At 66.6% G+C, this 15,655-nt stretch carries 13 protein-coding genes; 7 read left to right on the top strand and 6 right to left on the bottom strand.

Annotation, left to right across the window (positions count from 1 at the left end):
• From EAG14_RS08940 to msrA, 3 genes are all read right to left on the bottom strand, one after another.
• Complete coding sequence (locus EAG14_RS08940; protein ID WP_121728633.1) at positions 1-717, bottom strand: ABC transporter ATP-binding protein; 717 nt, start codon at positions 715-717, stop codon at positions 1-3.
• The gene (locus EAG14_RS08935; protein WP_099655701.1) at positions 714-1,139 is read right to left on the bottom strand and encodes a Fur family transcriptional regulator; all 426 of its coding nucleotides are present in this window, start codon (positions 1,137-1,139) and stop codon (positions 714-716) included. The genes EAG14_RS08940 and EAG14_RS08935 overlap by 4 nt, the downstream gene beginning before the upstream one ends.
• Before the next feature lie 190 nt (positions 1,140-1,329).
• Positions 1,330-1,866 (bottom strand): peptide-methionine (S)-S-oxide reductase MsrA, encoded by a 537-nt coding sequence (gene msrA / locus EAG14_RS08930; protein WP_121728632.1) that lies wholly within the window; start codon positions 1,864-1,866, stop codon positions 1,330-1,332.
• A gap of 138 nt (positions 1,867-2,004) precedes the next feature.
• Here msrA and EAG14_RS08925 point away from each other — a divergent pair, with 138 nt between their 5' ends.
• The 7 genes from EAG14_RS08925 to EAG14_RS08895 all read left to right on the top strand — a co-directional run bounded on the left by EAG14_RS08925 (position 2,005) and on the right by EAG14_RS08895 (position 11,721).
• Entirely contained in the window at positions 2,005-2,697 is a 693-nt protein-coding gene (locus tag EAG14_RS08925) for a TetR/AcrR family transcriptional regulator (RefSeq protein WP_121728631.1), read from the top strand.
• Positions 2,698-2,702: 5 nt separating this feature from the next.
• Positions 2,703-3,926 carry an efflux RND transporter periplasmic adaptor subunit gene (locus tag EAG14_RS08920; protein ID WP_121728630.1) on the top strand — a complete coding sequence of 408 codons (1,224 nt, stop codon included), beginning with the start codon at positions 2,703-2,705 and terminating at the stop codon, positions 3,924-3,926.
• A gap of 17 nt (positions 3,927-3,943) precedes the next feature.
• Positions 3,944-7,183: an efflux RND transporter permease subunit gene (locus tag EAG14_RS08915; protein WP_121728629.1), complete on the top strand. Its 3,240-nt coding sequence runs from the start codon at positions 3,944-3,946 to the stop codon at positions 7,181-7,183.
• Positions 7,184-7,208: 25 nt separating this feature from the next.
• On the top strand, positions 7,209-7,922 hold the full coding sequence (locus tag EAG14_RS08910) for a protein-L-isoaspartate O-methyltransferase (RefSeq protein ID WP_099655706.1): 714 nt from the start codon (positions 7,209-7,211) through the stop codon (positions 7,920-7,922).
• A 23-nt stretch (positions 7,923-7,945) separates the two neighbouring features.
• Positions 7,946-8,287, top strand: coding sequence for a rhodanese-like domain-containing protein (locus EAG14_RS08905; RefSeq protein WP_099655707.1), 342 nt, complete (start codon positions 7,946-7,948; stop codon positions 8,285-8,287).
• Positions 8,288-8,344: 57 nt separating this feature from the next.
• The gene (locus EAG14_RS08900; protein WP_121728628.1) at positions 8,345-9,724 is read left to right on the top strand and encodes a TolC family outer membrane protein; all 1,380 of its coding nucleotides are present in this window, start codon (positions 8,345-8,347) and stop codon (positions 9,722-9,724) included.
• A gap of 410 nt (positions 9,725-10,134) precedes the next feature.
• Positions 10,135-11,721, top strand: coding sequence for a BLUF domain-containing protein (locus EAG14_RS08895; protein WP_121728627.1), 1,587 nt, complete (start codon positions 10,135-10,137; stop codon positions 11,719-11,721).
• A gap of 51 nt (positions 11,722-11,772) precedes the next feature.
• Here the strand turns inward: EAG14_RS08895 and EAG14_RS08890 are convergent, their stop codons facing one another.
• The 3 genes from EAG14_RS08890 to EAG14_RS08880 all read right to left on the bottom strand — a co-directional run bounded on the left by EAG14_RS08890 (position 11,773) and on the right by EAG14_RS08880 (position 15,447).
• Positions 11,773-13,185 (bottom strand): 3-deoxy-D-manno-octulosonic acid transferase, encoded by a 1,413-nt coding sequence (locus EAG14_RS08890; protein WP_121728626.1) that lies wholly within the window; start codon positions 13,183-13,185, stop codon positions 11,773-11,775.
• Positions 13,182-13,994: a carbon-nitrogen hydrolase family protein gene (locus tag EAG14_RS08885; RefSeq protein ID WP_121728625.1), complete on the bottom strand. Its 813-nt coding sequence runs from the start codon at positions 13,992-13,994 to the stop codon at positions 13,182-13,184. Before EAG14_RS08885 ends, EAG14_RS08890 begins: the two co-directional genes overlap by 4 nt.
• Before the next feature lie 64 nt (positions 13,995-14,058).
• Entirely contained in the window at positions 14,059-15,447 is a 1,389-nt protein-coding gene (locus tag EAG14_RS08880; protein ID WP_121728624.1) for a phosphomannomutase/phosphoglucomutase, read from the bottom strand.
• Positions 15,448-15,655 lie beyond the last annotated feature (208 nt).

The raw sequence follows: 15,655 nt of genomic DNA, 5'->3' as shown, positions 1-15,655 counted from the left end.
TTACCGCTTATCCAGCGTGCGCTGGGTGCCCATTTCATTCAAACCCTGGCCCTGTGGGGCCGCGGCGGTGCCAGCATTCAGGTCCAGCCGCTGCAGGCGCGGCACACCGGCCAGGGCCTGCACCACACGCTGGTCGTGGGTGGCAATCACCAGGCTGGCGCCGCAGGTGGCGGCGCTGCTTTGCAGCAGGGCCAGGGCATCGGCGGCGGCTTCGTCGTCCAGGCTGGCGGTGGGCTCGTCGGCCAGCAGCAGCTCGGGCTGCAGCAGCACGGCGCGGGCCAGGGCCACGCGCTGCGCCTGCCCGCCCGAGAGCTGGTGCGGCTTGCGCCCCGCCAGATCGGCCACACCTACTTGGGCCAGCACCTGGGCTATGGCCGCATCATCGCGTGGGAGGCCCGCCGCAAAGTAGGCCAGGGCCAGGTTGTCGGCCACGGTGAGGGCACTGCTCAAGTGCAGCTTTTGCGGCAAAAAGCCAATGCTGCGCGCGCGCCAAGCGTCCAGCTCGGCCCCGCGCTGCGTGCCCAGCTGGATCCCCGCCACAAACAAATCACCGCCCGTGGCCCCCCGCAACCCAGCCACCAGGGCCAGCCAGGTGGATTTGCCCGCGCCCGACCGCCCCTGCAGCAGCAAGGTGCCGCCCTGCGGCAGGTCCACATCGGCAAACTGCAACTGCGGCCCCGCGCCATAGCGGTAGGCCAAGCCCCGGGTGCGGATCATGCGGCGGCCCCAGCGCCTGGGTGCGCGCAGCCCGCGCAGCGCCCGCGCACGGCAATGTCCACCGCCAGCCCCTCGTGCCCGGCAGACGCCAGCGCCTGCAACACCTCTTGCAAGGCCGACTGCACCGGGGCCGCGCCTTGCGACAGGCGGAACTGGCGGTGGCAATCGTCACATTCAAAACGGGGGGCAGCGCCCTCTTCGCCCTGCGGCGCGAGCGCATAGCGCGTCACGCGGGCGGCATCCACCTGCTTGAGCAGCAAGCCAGCAGCGGCAAAGCGGTCGAGCATGCGGTAGACGGTGACCCGGTTCACCGGGGCACCCGCTGCAGCCAGTGCCGCCTCCACCTCGGCTTCAGACCACGCCGCATGGGGCTGGTCCGCATACAGCAGTGCCAAGGCCCGCGTCGCGCGGGTGGCGCGCATGCCAGGAGGAAGAGCCCAGGCCGTGGGCTGAGCCAGCAATGGGGACGAGGAGACGGGCATGGGGGACAAGGTTGGGGCCAATGCAGCACCCCATTAACGCAATTGGGTTGCATTATGCACCGACACAGCTGCCACAAAAGCCCAGGCCTGAACGGGAGAAATCACTCCCGTGGCCATTGCCCCTTGGCAATCACCCCTTCAGATAGCGCACAAACGTCTTGCGAAACTTCTCCACCTTGGGACCCACCACAAAGGCGCAGTAGCCCGCGTTGGGGTGGTTGGCAAAGTAGTCCTGGTGGTAGGCCTCAGCCGTGCTGTAGTTGTCCAACGGCTTCACCTCGGTGGTGATGGGGGCGGCAAACACCTTGTCCTGGGTCATCTGGCGAAGCATGGTGTTGGCAATCTCTGCGTGCGCCGGGCTCTCGTAATAGATGCCGCTGCGGTACTGCGTGCCCACATCGTTGCCCTGGCGGTTCAACGTGGTCGGGTCGTGGGTGTGAAAGAAGATTTCCAGAATCTCTTCCAGGCTGATCTCATCGGCATCGAAGGTCAGGCGCACCACCTCGGCGTGGCCGGTGTCGCCTTCGCAAATTTGCTCGTAGCTGGGTTTCACGGTGTGGCCGTTGGTGTAGCCGCTTTCCACATCGGTGATGCCGCGCACACGGTCAAACACGGCTTCGGTGCACCAAAAGCAGCCCCCGCCCAGGGTGATAGTTTGCAAGGTCATGGCTTGTTTCCTCGGTAGTCGGGCCCATTATTTATCGCTCTCGATAACCCCTGAGGCCAGCAACGATCTCCCTCCAAGAAACCAGATTGACGGCACCAGGGGCGATTGCTACATTACTAACCAGTCAGTCAGTAAAAAATGCCCCGTAATCCTTTGAACGACCCCACCGCCAGCGAAGCTGCCCCCAAACGCAGCCGACGCAAAGAAGCGCGCCCTGGCGAATTGCTGGAGGCGGCGCTGGATTTGTTTGTCGAAAAAGGCTTTGCCGCCACGCGGGTGGACGAGGTGGCCGCCCGCGCCGGGGTGTCCAAGGGCACGCTGTTTTTGTACTTTCCCAGCAAGGAAGAACTGTTCAAAGCCGTGGTGCGCGAGAACATTGTGGGCCGCTTTGCCGAATGGAACACCGACCTGCAAACCTTTGTCGGCACTACCAGCGAGGTACTGACTTACTGCTACCAGGTCTGGTGGGAGCGCATTGGCGCCACCAAAGCGTCGGGCATCACCAAGCTGATGTTCAGCGAGGCCCAGAACTTCCCGGAGATCGCGCAGTTCTACCAGCAAGAGGTGATTTTGCCCGGCCGTGCGCTCATCCGGCGCATTTTGCAGCGCGGCATGGAGCGCGGCGAGTTCCGCGAGATGGACCTGGACTACGGCACCTACATCGTGCTGGCGCCCATGATGTTCCTGATGCTGTGGAACAACTCTATGGGCCCGTGCTCTTTGCCCGACGAGAACTTCAAGCCCGAGCAGTACATCCGCACGCAGATTGACAACATCCTGCATGGCCTGTGCGTGCGCCCTGCCCCAGGCCCTTCCCCCACCCACACCTGACCCCCATGAAACGCTGGATCACCTGGACGGCCGCTGGCCTGGTTGTTGTGCTGCTGGGCCTGGGCGTGTGGCGTGCCATGGCGGCGCGGCAGGCCCAGCAAAAAGCACTGGCCGAAGCCAGCAGCCAGCGTGAAGCGGCACCGCTGCAACTGGCGGCAAGCGAGGTGATCACCGTGCAAGCCCACAGCCTGGCGCTGGGGGTGCCCGTATCGGGCGCGCTGCGGGCGGTGGACTCGGCCATGATCAAGGCCCGCGTGGCGGGCGAGCTGCAAGGGCTGACCCTGCGCGAGGGCGACAGCGTGCGCGCAGGCCAGGTGGTGGCGCGCATTGACCCGACCGAATCGCAAGCCCGCCTGCGCCAGGCCCAGCAACAGGCCGACGCCGCCAAGGCCCAGGTGGACATCAACCGGCGCCAGCTCGACAACAACAAGGCCCTGGTGGATCAGGGTTTCATCTCCTCCACTGCGCTGGTCAACTCGCAAGCCAGCCTGCAGTCAGCCCAAGCCACCTACGAAGCCGCCCGTGCCGCGGCCGATGTGGCCCGCAAGGCGCTGGACGACACGGTGCTGCGCAGCCCCATTGCCGGGCAGGTGGCCCAGCGCCTGGCCCAGCCGGGCGAGCGTATGGCGCTGGACGGGCGGGTGCTGGAGGTGGTGGATTCCAGCCGCCTGGAGCTTGAAGCCCTGCTCAGCCCCGCAGACTCTCTGGCCGTGCGCGTGGGCCAAAAAGCCCAGCTGGAGCTGGAAGGCTCTAAGCAAGGCGTCACGGCCACCGTGGTGCGTATCAACCCCAGCGCACAAGCAGGCAACCGCACGGTGCCGGTGTACCTGCGGGTGGATGCCAACAACACACCCACGTCCGGCGCACCCGGCAATGCAGCCACAGCCCTGCGCCAGGGCCTGTTTGTGCAAGGGCTGCTGACCACCGGCCAGGCCCAGGTGCTGGCGGTGGAGCTGGACGCCGTGCGCACCGACAAGCCCCGCCCTTATGTCCAGGCCGTGGAAAACAGGCGCGTGGTGCACCGCCCCGTCACGCCCGGCCTGCGTGCCGTGGTGCAGGGCCAAACCCTGGTGGCGATTGAAGGCGTGCCTGCAGGCACCTCGGTGGTTGCCGGGCGCATTGGGCCACTGCGTGAAGGCACGGCGGTCGCCACCGCTCCAGGCGCGGCAGCCAGCGCAGCCCCAGTGGCGGCAGCGCCAGCCAGCGCGGCATCGACCACGGTCCGGTAACCCGCAGGTCCATCGCCATGTGGTTCACCAAAGTCAGCCTCAAAAACCCCGTGTTCGCCACCATGGTGATGCTAGCCATCGTGGTGCTGGGCCTGTTCTCTTACCAGCGCCTGAAGGTGGACCAGTTTCCCAACATCGACTTCCCGGTGGTGGTGGTGACGGTGGACTACCCCGGCGCCTCGCCCGAGATTGTGGAGAGCGAGGTCACCAAGAAGATCGAAGAAGGCGTTAACTCGATTGCGGGCATCAACGCCCTCACCTCCCGCAGCTACGAGGGCACGGCGGTAGTGATCATCGAGTTCCAGCTGCACATTGACGGGCGCAAGGCCGCCGAAGACGTGCGCGAGAAAGTGGCTACCGTGCGCCCCAATCTGCGCACCGAAGTGAAAGAGCCCCGCGTGCTGCGCTTTGACCCGGCCAGCCGCGCCGTGTGGTCGCTGGCCGTGCTGCCCGACGACACAGCCGGGGCCACGGCCGGTGCCGCCGCGCCCTCTGCCGTAGAGCTGACCACCTGGGCCGAGCAAGTGCTGAAAAAGCGCCTGGAAAACGTGCGCGGCGTGGGAGCCGTGAACCTGGTGGGCGCCACCAAGCGCGAAATCAACATCTACCTGAACCCGCAAGCGCTGGAAACGTTCGGCGTGACGCCCGACCAGGTGGTTGCCGCCGTGCGCAACGAAAACCAGGACTTGCCTGTGGGCGCCATCCGCTCGCTTGCCCAAGAGCGCGTGGTGCAAATTGACGCGCGCATGCAGCGCCCCGAAGACTTCGGCCGCATCATCGTGGCCCGCAAAGGCGCGCCAGCCACGGGCCAGGCCAGCGCAGGCGCGCCCATCCGGCTCGACCAGGTCGCCCGGGTGAACGATGGCGCACAAGAAGTGGAGAGCCTGGCCCTGTACAACGGCCAGCGCACCCTGCTGCTGTCGGTGCAAAAGGCGCAGGGCGACAACACCATCGAGGTGGTCGATGGCCTCAACGCGGCGGTGCTGGACATCCGCAAGCAGTTGCCCCCTGGCGTGCGCCTGGAGGTGATTGGCGACAGCGCACGCCCCATCCGCGTGGCGGTGAACAACGTGCGCCAGACGCTGATCGAAGGCGCCGCACTCACGGTGCTCATCGTATTTTTGTTCCTGAACTCGTGGCGCTCCACCGTCATCACGGGGCTGACCTTGCCCATCGCGTTGATCGGCACGTTCCTGTTCATGAACATGTTTGGCTTCACCATCAACATGATCACACTGATGGCGCTCTCTCTGTGCGTGGGCCTGCTGATCGACGACGCCATCGTGGTGCGCGAGAACATCGTGCGCCATGTGCAGATGGGCAAAGGCGCGTATGCCGCAGCCATGGACGGCACACAAGAAATTGGCCTGGCCGTGCTGGCCACCACGCTGTCCATCGTGGCGGTGTTCATGCCCATCGGGTTCATGGGCGGCATCATCGGCAAGTTCTTCCACGAGTTCGGTATCACCATCGTCGCGGCGGTGATGATTTCGATGTTCGTGAGCTTCACGCTCGACCCGATGCTGTCGAGCATCTGGCACGACCCGAGCATCCATGCCCACGGCCAGCACGGCGCACCTGTCACGCTCTACGACAAGACCATTGGCCGCGTCACAGGCTGGTTTGACCGGGCCACCGACGCGCTGGCCGAGGGCTACCAGCACCTTCTGCGCTGGTCGCTGGTGCACAAGCTGGCCACGCTGTTCATTGCGCTGGGCATCTTTGTGCTGAGCATCTTCATGGTGCCGTTGCTGGGCACCGAATTTGTGCCCAAGGCCGATTTTTCGGAAACCACCGTCAACTTCTACACGCCCGTGGGCTCGTCGCTGGAGGCCACCGAGGCCAAGGCGCGCCAGGTGGAAGGCATCCTGCGCCAGATGCCCGAGGTGCGCTACACCCTGGCAACAATCAATACCGGCAACGCACAGGGCAAGATGTACGCCAGCCTCTATGTGCGTCTGGTGGACCGCAAAGACCGCAGCCGCAGCGTGGACCAGATGTCCGACGTGCTGCGCGAGCAACTGGCCAAGGTGCCCGGCATCACCGTCACGCACGTGGGTTTGCTGGATGCAGTGGGTGGCAACAAGCAGGTGGAGTTTTCACTGCAAGGCCCCGACCTCAAAGAGCTGGAGCGGCTGACCCAGGTGGTGACGGCCAAAATCCAGGGCATTCCCGGCCTGGTGGACCTGGACAGCAGCGCCAAGCCCGACAAGCCCGTGGTGGCGCTGGAGGTCAAGCGCGATGCGGCGTCTGACCTAGGCCTGTCTGTGGCGCCCATGGCCGCCTCGCTGCGCACGCTGGTGGCGGGCACCACGGTGGGCAACTGGCGTGCCCCCGATGACCAGACCTACGACGTGAACGTGCGCCTGGCCCCCGAGGCCCGCACCACCCCGCAAGACCTGGAACGACTGCCCTTTGCGCTGACAGCGGCCGACGGCACCACCCGCATCGTGCGGCTCAACCAAGTGGCCCGGGTGACCGAATCCACCGGCGCCAACCAGATCAACCGGCGCGATCTGACGCGCGAGGTGGCCATCAACGCCAACGTGGCCCAGCGCTCGGCGGGCGAGGTGTCGAACGACATCAAGAAGGTGCTGGACACCATGGCCTTCCCACCCGGCTACCGCTACCAGTTCGGCGGCTCCACCAAGAACATGGCCGAGTCGTTTGGCTATGCCATCTCGGCGCTGGCCATGGCCATCATCTTCATTTACATGATCCTGGCGAGCCAGTTCAAGAGTTTCTTGCAGCCACTGGCGCTCATGACCTCGCTGCCGCTCACGCTCATTGGCGTGGTGCTGGCGCTCTTGATGTTCCGCTCCACGCTGTCCATGTTCTCCATCATCGGCGTGGTCATGCTCATGGGGCTGGTCACCAAGAACGCCATCTTGCTGGTGGACTTCGCCATACGCGCCCGCGAGGAACATGTGAACGACGCAGGCGAAACCGTGCCCGGCCTGCCCCGTGCCGAAGCCCTGCTGCTGGCAGCCCGTGTGCGGCTGCGCCCCATCCTCATGACCACGCTGGCCATGATCTTCGGCATGGTGCCGCTGGCGTTTGCGTTGTCCGAGGGCGCAGAACAGCGTGCGCCCATGGGGCAGGCGGTGATTGGCGGGGTGATTACCTCGTCGCTTTTGACGCTGGTGGTGGTGCCTGTGGTGTATTGCTATATGGACGATCTGGCCCGTTGGGCCCTTGGCAAGATGGGACGCGGCCAAACGGCCTCCGGGCCATCTAAAATTCAGGGTTTGTCCTGACCCGCACTCCCACTGGAGACCTTCGATGAATTTGCCACTGAACACGTCCGCCAACATCAGCGACCCCGTCGCCCAGGCCCGCTACAACATGATCGAGCAACAGATCCGGCCCTGGAACGTGCTGGATGCCGACGTGCTGGAACTGCTGTCTGCCGTGCGCCGTGAAGACTTTGTGCCGGCAGCCCACCGCAGCCTGGCTTTCATGGACATTGAAGTGCCCCTGCTGGGCGACGACGCCGAAGCAGCCGTGCGCCAGGGCCACAGCATGCTGCAACCCCGCCTGGAAGCACGCATTCTGCAAGACCTGCGCATCCAGCCTACCGACCGCGTGCTGGAGATTGGCGCGGGCTCGGGCTACATGGCCGCCCTGCTGGCCCACCGCGCAGAGCGCGTCGTGTCCCTGGAAATCAACCCCGCCCTGGTCAACATGGCGCAAGATAACCTGCGCAACGCTGGTGTGCACAACGCCGACGTGCGCCAGGGTGACGGTGCCCGTGACGCAGTGCCGGACGGCCCTTTTGATGTGATTTTGCTCAGCGGCTCGGTGGCCCAGGTCCCACAAAACCTGTTGGCCCTGCTGCGCGACGGCGGCCGCCTGGGCGCCGTGGTGGGCACCGACCCCGTGATGCGGTTCACCCTGGTTCGCCGCGAAGGTGACCGGTTTGTGACCACCTCCCCCTGGGACACCACGGCCCCCCGCCTGGTCAACTTCCCTGAGCCTTCCAGCTTCTCGTTCTAACCCCCTCGTCTTCGGAGTTCTGCATGATCACTCGCGTTCGCCCTGCCCAACTGGCGCAATGGTTTGCCGCCAACCCAGCGGGCACCCAGCCCTTGGTGCTGGACGTGCGCGAGCCCTGGGAGCTGCAAACCGCCAGTGTGCGGGCCGAGGGGTTCGAGCTGCGGGCCATCCCGATGGGCGAAATCCCCGGGCGCCTGAGCGAGCTGCCCAAAGACCAGCCCATTGCCTGCCTGTGCCACCACGGCATGCGCAGCATGAATGTGGCTGCATTTTTAGAGCAGCACGGGTTTGAACACCTGGCCAATATTTCAGGGGGCATTGACGCCTGGTCGCATGAAGTCGACCCCGCTGTGCCCCGCTACTGATTCCGCCCTGCGGCAAGCCGTTTCCATCCCTTTTGTGCAGACACTCTGAGGACTTTCATGACAGCTTTTCGGCCCACCTCCCTGACACTGGCGCTTGGCGCCGCTTTGAGTGCAGCCCTGTGCGCCCCGGTGCATGCCCAGAGCCTGACGGAGCTGGTGGAATCAGCCCGCACCTACGACACCACCTGGCAGGCAGCACGTGCACAGCTGGACGCCGCCGCACGCCGCGCCGACCAGGCTCAGGCAGGCCTGCTGCCCAGCGCCGCCCTCACGTCGGGGGTGACCCGGGCACAGACCGATGTGAGCCGCCCCGACATTGAACGCACGGCCAGCACCCAGACCCTGGGCGTGAACGCCTCGCAGCCGCTGTACCGCCCCGCCAACCGCATTGCGCTGGAGCAAGGCCAGCGCGGCGTGGATGTGGCCCAAGCCCAACTGGACGCGGCCACGCAAGACCTGCTGGTGCGCGTGAGCCAGGCCTATTTCGACGTGCTGGCAGCGCAAGACACCCTGGCCTTTGTGCAGGCGCAAAAGACGGCCGTGTCTGAGCAACTGGCGTCTGCCAAGCGCAACTTTGAAGTGGGCACCTCCACCGTCACCGATTCGCGCGAAGCCCAGGCCCGCTACGACCTGGTGATCGCCCAGGAAATTGCCGCTGAAAACGACCTGCGCGTGAAGAAGCTGGCACTCGACCAACTGGTGGGCGTGACCAACGCCCAGCCCGTGCCGCTGGCCCAACCGGTGCAATTGCCCAATGTGGAGCCCGCCAACGTCAACCACTGGGTGGACCTGGCCCGCGACCAGCAGCCCGGCGTGCGCCAGGCCGCCATGGCGCTGGACATTGCCCGGCTGGAAACCAAGAAAGCCGAAACCGGCCACCGCCCCACCCTGGACTTGCAGGCGGGCTACAACATCACCCGCAACCCCACGGGTACCGTTACCACCCCCGGCGTGAACAGCCGCACCAACGTGGCCAGCGTGGGCGTGGCCTTCAACCTGCCGTTGTTTGCAGGCTTTTCGGTGCAAAACCGCGTCAAGGAAACCCTGGCCCTGGAAACCAAGGCCGAGGCCGACCTGGAAACCGCCCGCCGCAACGTGGCGCAAGCCACCCGTGCGGCCTTCTTTGGTGTGCAGTCGGGCCAAGGGCAGGTGCAGGCACTGGAAGCGGCCGAGGCCTCCAGCCAAAGCGCCCTGGACGCCAACAAGCTGGGCTACCAAGTGGGCGTGCGCATCAACATCGACGTGCTCAACGCCCAAAGCCAGCTCTACCAAACCAAGCGCGACCTGGCCCAGGCCCGCTACAACGTGCTGCTGGGCACGCTGAAGCTGCGCCAGGCTGCTGGCACGCTCACCCAAGAAGACGTGGCCCGGATCAACAGCTTGCTGGCCCCATCGCCGGCAACAGGCGCAACAGGCACGGGCACCAAGCAGCCCTGACGCAGCGATCTGCGGGCGGCCCACATGGGCCGTCCTCCGCATCGGGCTTTTGGGGATTGCGCCTGCATTGGCTGTCGCGTGAAAGCAGCACCCGGCGCCGTGCATTTGTAACAAAACACAGAGGCCCTGCGGCCTCTCCGTCCTGCGGGCCGCGGCGGCGCCCTTGCGTAGCCGCAACACCCCAGCCCTGGGCACGGCCCGCGCGCACGATGGCTAGCGCATTCCTTCGTACAAGAGTCACAAATTTACGGTGACAATGATTCGGTGTTTACCCCATCGACCGAAGCGCAACGCCCCTCCCCGCCCCCAGTCGCCTGCCCCTGCGGCAGGGACGCGGGGGCCTTGCATGGGTTCAAGCAGCGCACTGGGCTGATGGCCCCCACCGCCACCTCCCGCCCCCTCGTGACGCCATGAAGAAGAACCCGCTTTATCTGGTGTGCTACTACGGCCAGACGCAGGGCCCCTCAGACCGCTCAAGTTCCCTGAGCAGCCTGATCGCCACGTCGGCAGAATTTGCCCGGCGCAACCACCTCACCGGGCTGCTGGCCGTGGCCGATGGGTACTACCTGCACCTGGTGGAAGGCGAACGCGAGGCGGTGCAAGGGCTGGTGCACCGCATCAATGGCTTTTGGGGCAACACGCCCCCCACGGTGCTGCTGTCGCTGGCCGTGACCAAGCAGCGCTTTGCCCAGTGGAGCGCCAACCTGGTCGAGCGCCCCGCCAAAGTGACCAACATGGACCTGCGCCTGGCCCACATGCGCAAATTCAGCGCGCAAGACTCCATGGCGGCCATCCCGGACCTGTTTCGGTATTTCCTCATGCCCAGCACCCCCACGGCGCCACCGCCCCTGGCACCGCCCGACCAGCCGCGCGGCAGGGTGCGGCAAGTGGCGGTGTTCAGCAGCTCGCTGCTGTGGTTCAACCCCATCTTCAGCCACGTGGCCACGCGCTTTCGCGGCTACCCCCACACGCTCAAGGCCTCCAGCACGGGGCTGGACGCGGACACCTTCCCCATCGACTACGTGGACGTGCTGGCGGGCCCGCTGGGTGCCGTGCGCATGGTGGGCATCAGCCTGGATCTGCTCGGCTCCACCCTGTCGCAACCGCTGCTCAGCAAGGTGGAGATCGCCGTCTTTTTGACCCGCAACAACGCTACAGGCAAAGATGTGCAATTGGTGGAGCAGGCCCTGCGCCACCCGGCCATGCTGCATTCGCGCCCTCAGGTGCTGTTCGTCACATCGGGGCGCGATGCCGATCTGTCGCAGTCGTTTTCTGAAATGGCGACGCAGGCCCACCTGCCCACCACCGATCTCGTGGCCTCGGTGCTGTCGGGTGAGCCCATCTGGACGGCCATCGCACGCATGCTGGAGTTTCCGCCCGAGCCCCTGCTCGAGCAGGCCCACGACCCGGCCGACTCGGCAGCCCCCGCCGTGTCCTGGCAACAGACTCCCCAAGCCGCATTGCCCCAGCCCGCGGACGTTGCAGTGACGGCCCCGGCCCCCTTGCTCCAGGCCATCGCACCTGCGATGGCGCCAGCGGACTTGGCTGCCACGCAGACCACTGGCGCGCCCCCTCGCTCCAAAGACCACCAGGTGTTGCAGCAGGCCCTCGAAGACGCCGTGGCCATCCTGCCCGAAGGGGCCTGGGGCGGCTGGCTGGACGTGGAGCAAGGCCGGTGGTTGAGCACTTCGGGGGCGGTACCCGAGGCCGAAGCGGCTGCCGCAGCCGCCCATTCCGCCGCGTGCGATGAGGTGCTGCTGCGCCTGCACCGCGCCGCAGAGGCCGATGGCGAGTGGACCACCGAAGAGCTGATCACCACCTATGGCTGGCACTACCAGTTCACCCTGGTGCTGCCCCATTGGCCCACGCAGGTGCTGTGGCTGTGGATGCACCGCGAGGGCACCAACTTGGCCCGCACCCGGCTGCTGCTGCGCATGGCGTTGCAAAAGGTGCAAAGCGCGCTGGGTGAAGGGGACGGCGCATCGCAGCCGTCCTGAGAAACTGTTCTAAATGCGCCGCCGAAAAACCGCTGCCCCCGGCGCAACAGGTCAGGCGGGCCGGGTGTCTCCCTCGGCATACACCGCCAGCGACGACGGCGAAATGCCCAGCAAATTGGCCACCTGCCGGGCCGTGGCACGCGCCGCCCCCCGGTGGGCCCGGGCGAACGACTGCGCTGCTGCGCGGGCGGCTTTCAAACGCTCAGGGTCTTGCACCAGGGTGCAGGCCATTTGCGCTGCGGCGGGCATCCCCGGGGTGCGCCAGGCAGCACCGGCTTCGCAGGCCAGCTCGGTGGCTTCGGCAAAATTGAAGGTGTGCGGCCCCACCACCACAGGGCAGCCACAGGCAGCCGCTTCGATCAGGTTTTGCCCTCCCAGCGGGGCAAAACTGCCCCCCAGCAGCACCACGTCGGCCATGGCGTAATAAGCAGCCATTTCACCCACCGAGTCGCCCAGCCACACATCGGCGGGCACCGGGGCGTCCCCCGCCCAGGCACTGCGCCGCGACACGGTCAACCCCGCACCCTGCAGCAATTGCTGCACCTCATCAAAGCGGTGCGGGTGGCGCGGCACGATCAACCATTGCACTGACTGTTGCCCCGGGGAATGGGGCGTGGCTTTTGCTATATTTTCAGGAGCTTCTCGCGCTTTATCTGCTTGCGCTGCAAGCTGTTTTGATCGAATAAATTCCAGCCACTGGGTTTCCTCCCCTTCACGGCTGCTGGCCAGCATGACCACGGGGCGCCCCGTCAGCAGGCGCCAGCTGCGGCCACGCTCCATCTGGGCGGCATCGGGCACCACATCAAACTTAAGGTTGCCCAGCACCCCACGCACGGGCGCGCCCAGGTCTTCCAGGCGCTGCGCGTCGGCTTTGGACTGCGCCCACACGGCGGTGAGCCCCTGGTAGGCCGGGCGCGCCAAGGCCCCCAGGCGGAGCGCGCCGCGCCAGGATTTGAGGTTCAGGCGCGCATTGGCCAGCACCAAGGGCACGCCGCGCTGCTGGCAGCCAGCAATCAGGTTGGGCCAGACCTCGGTTTCCATCAGCACCCCGATGGCTGGGCGAAACTGGCGCAGAAAGCGGGCCACGGCGCCAGGGGTGTCCCACGGCAGCCAGACCTGTACATCACCGGGCTGCAGCAGCTTCTCGCCCTCGGCCCTGCCCGTGGCGGTGCCGTGGGTCAGCAGCAGGCGCATGCCGGGCAGCTGCGCGCGCAACTCGCGCAGCAAGATGGCGGCGGCCCGGGTCTCGCCCAGCGACACGGAATGGATCCAGACGAAACGCCCCATCAAGTCCATGCTGCTGTGGGCCACCAGGCTGTCCATGGGCTGGGCATAGCGGCCAAACCGCTCAGGCACGGCCACGGCATAACCCGGCTCGGCCCGCGCGCGGCGGCGCAGCTTGCGCTTGAGCAGCGGCTGGGCGCACCAGGTGACGGCGGTGTAGAGGGCGCGGGCGAAGCTCATGGCGCCAGCCCCGGCACGGGCAGCACAGCCCCCGTCCAGGCACCTGCCACGGCTCCTGCCCCGCCGCCTTCGCTGCGCCGTCCCACCACCAGGCAAGCGCCCACGCCAGGGGCGGCCACCACCAGGTCGCCCCCCGGCGCCCACAGCGCACTGCGCCCCACGCACAGGTAGCCGCCGGTGGGCGCGCCATAGTTGGCCATCAGCACGGCCATGCCGTGGGTGCGGGCATAGCCTTGCAGCAGCGCGCTCTCTGCGGGGTAGCCGCCGGGCGAAAGCACCATGCTGCAGGCATACAGCGCAGCGCCGCCAGCGCGCGCGGCCTGGGCGTGTTCTGGGTGGGTGATGTCGGCGCACACGGCCAAGCCCACGGGCTCACCGCCCAGCTCGGTCACGTGGGCAGGCGCAGCGCCCGGGCTGGCAAACTGCTGCTCACCGTCGTGCAAATGGTGCTTGCGGTACAGCTCGGTGCGGCCATCGGGGTGCAGCACCACCGAGCCAATGCCGGGATTGGCCTGACCAGCCTCGGCCGCCACTGCCGTGCCCACCACCAGCACCATGCCGTGCTGGGCTGCGGCATCGCACAGCGGCGCCAGCTGCGGGGCATCGGGCGCCAGCACGTTGCGGGCCATCAGTGTGGGCTCATAGCCCATGAGCGACAGCTCTGGAAACACCAGCAACTGCACGCCCGCGCTGGCAGCGGCTTGCACAAACAACACATGCTGCTGCACGTTGGCAGCCACGTCACCGGGCCACACCAGGGTTTGCGCTGCAGCCACCGTGAGCCCGGCGGGCACCGAGAAAGAGGTCATGGAATCGATCGCCTGAGAGGAAAACGCGGGGGCTGGGTGGGCAAGGCGGCAAAGGCTCAGCCCGTCAGTGGGCAGCGCTGCCCACGGCGGCGCCGGGCTTGACCTTTTCGAGCAAGGCCAGCATGGCAGCCTCGATGCGGTGCAGCGCCTCGGGGGTGTGCCCCTCGAACCGGAGCACCAGCACGGGCGTGGTGTTGCTGGCGCGGATCAGGCCAAAGCCATCGGGCCAGTCCACGCGCAGGCCGTCGATGGTGTTGATCTGTGCGGGGGCGGCAAAGGCGCTGGCAGCCAGGGCCTGGAGCTCGGCCGTGAGACGGTGCGGCTCGCCCTCGGCGCAGGCCACATTCAGCTCGGGGGTGGAGTGGCTGGTGGGCAGCGCATTGAGCACCGCACTGGGGTCGCTGCTGCGGCTCACAATCTCCAGCAGGCGGCAGCCCGCATAGGTGCCGTCGTCAAAGCCAAACCAGCGCTCCTTGAAGAAGATGTGCCCGCTCATCTCGCCACCCAGGGGCGAGTTGGTTTCCTTCATGCGCGCCTTGATGAGCGAATGCCCGGTCTTGAACATCACCGGCACACCGCCCGCCTCGGCAATGGCCGGGGCCAGGCGCTGGGTGCACTTCACGTCAAAAACGATCTCGCCACCGGGCACGCGCGAGAGCACGTCTCGCGCAAACAGCATCATCTGCCGGTCCGGGAAAATGTTGGTACCGTCCTTGGTGACGATGCCCAGACGGTCGCCGTCGCCGTCAAAGGCCAGGCCCAGCTCGGCGTCGCTGCTGTGCAGCGCAGCGATCAGGTCGCGCAGGTTCTCGGGCTTGCTCGGGTCGGGGTGGTGGTTGGGGAAGTTGCCGTCCACCTCAGAAAACAGCTCAATCACCTCGCAGCCCAGGGCGCGGAAGATGGCAGGCGCCGAAGCCCCCGCAATGCCGTTGCCGCTGTCCACCACCACCTTCATGGGGCGGGCCAGCTTCACATCGCCCACGATGCGTTCGCGGTAGGCACTCAGCACATCGGCCTGGCGCACACTGCCGCCGGGCACCAGTTGCCAGGCATCGGCCTCCATCGTGCGGCGCAGGGCCTGGATTTCTTCGCCGTAAATGGCGCGGCCACCCAACACCATCTTGAAGCCGTTGTAGTCCTTGGGGTTGTGGCTGCCGGTGACTTGGATGCCGCTGGCGCACAGCGTATGGGCCGCAAAGTACAGGATGGGCGTGGTGACCATGCCCACGTCAATCACCTCGATGCCCGCCTCGACCAGCCCCTGGATCAGCGCGCCCGCCAGCGCGGGGCCCGATAGGCGCCCATCGCGCCCCACGGCCACCACGGTCTGCCCCTGCGCCCGAGCGGCCGTGCCAAACGCCCGGCCCAGGCCCAGGGCCACGGACTCGTTCAGGGTCGAAGGCACGATGCCGCGAATGTCATAGGCTTTGAAGATGGCGGGCGAGAGTTGCACGTAAAGGGCCTTTCCGAGAGGGATGAATGCCGTGAAAAACCTGACCGCAGTCAGGTGGCGCGCCTGCCTTTGCGGCAAGGGCCGGGGGGCGCCACGTTGGCTGCTCCAGCCAGGGGGCCAAGGAGGCACGGCAGATAACCGCCGCATTGTAGGTGCCTCAGGGGGGCGAACCGCCCCGCAGTCGGTCCCAGCAGGCACAGGTCCGAAA

Origin of the sequence: Acidovorax sp. 1608163, from assembly GCF_003669015.1 — a bacterium.
GTDB lineage: Bacteria > Pseudomonadota > Gammaproteobacteria > Burkholderiales > Burkholderiaceae_C > Acidovorax.
The sequence above is the reverse complement of the archived record's forward strand: the minus strand, read 5'-3'. Positions and strand labels throughout refer to the sequence as shown.

Excerpts from the sequence above, each read along its gene's own strand:
- EAG14_RS08940 (WP_121728633.1), bottom strand. The coding sequence starts at position 717 with ATGATCCGCACCCGGGGCTTGGCCTACCGCTATGGCGCGGGGCCGCAG.
- EAG14_RS08935 (WP_099655701.1), bottom strand. The coding sequence starts at position 1,139 with ATGCGCGCCACCCGCGCGACGCGGGCCTTGGCACTGCTGTATGCGGAC.
- msrA (WP_121728632.1), bottom strand. The coding sequence starts at position 1,866 with ATGACCTTGCAAACTATCACCCTGGGCGGGGGCTGCTTTTGGTGCACC.
- EAG14_RS08925 (WP_121728631.1), top strand. The coding sequence starts at position 2,005 with ATGCCCCGTAATCCTTTGAACGACCCCACCGCCAGCGAAGCTGCCCCC.
- EAG14_RS08920 (WP_121728630.1), top strand. The coding sequence starts at position 2,703 with ATGAAACGCTGGATCACCTGGACGGCCGCTGGCCTGGTTGTTGTGCTG.
- EAG14_RS08915 (WP_121728629.1), top strand. The coding sequence starts at position 3,944 with ATGTGGTTCACCAAAGTCAGCCTCAAAAACCCCGTGTTCGCCACCATG.
- EAG14_RS08910 (WP_099655706.1), top strand. The coding sequence starts at position 7,209 with ATGAATTTGCCACTGAACACGTCCGCCAACATCAGCGACCCCGTCGCC.
- EAG14_RS08905 (WP_099655707.1), top strand. The coding sequence starts at position 7,946 with ATGATCACTCGCGTTCGCCCTGCCCAACTGGCGCAATGGTTTGCCGCC.
- EAG14_RS08900 (WP_121728628.1), top strand. The coding sequence starts at position 8,345 with ATGACAGCTTTTCGGCCCACCTCCCTGACACTGGCGCTTGGCGCCGCT.
- EAG14_RS08895 (WP_121728627.1), top strand. The coding sequence starts at position 10,135 with ATGAAGAAGAACCCGCTTTATCTGGTGTGCTACTACGGCCAGACGCAG.
- EAG14_RS08890 (WP_121728626.1), bottom strand. The coding sequence starts at position 13,185 with ATGAGCTTCGCCCGCGCCCTCTACACCGCCGTCACCTGGTGCGCCCAG.
- EAG14_RS08885 (WP_121728625.1), bottom strand. The coding sequence starts at position 13,994 with ATGACCTCTTTCTCGGTGCCCGCCGGGCTCACGGTGGCTGCAGCGCAA.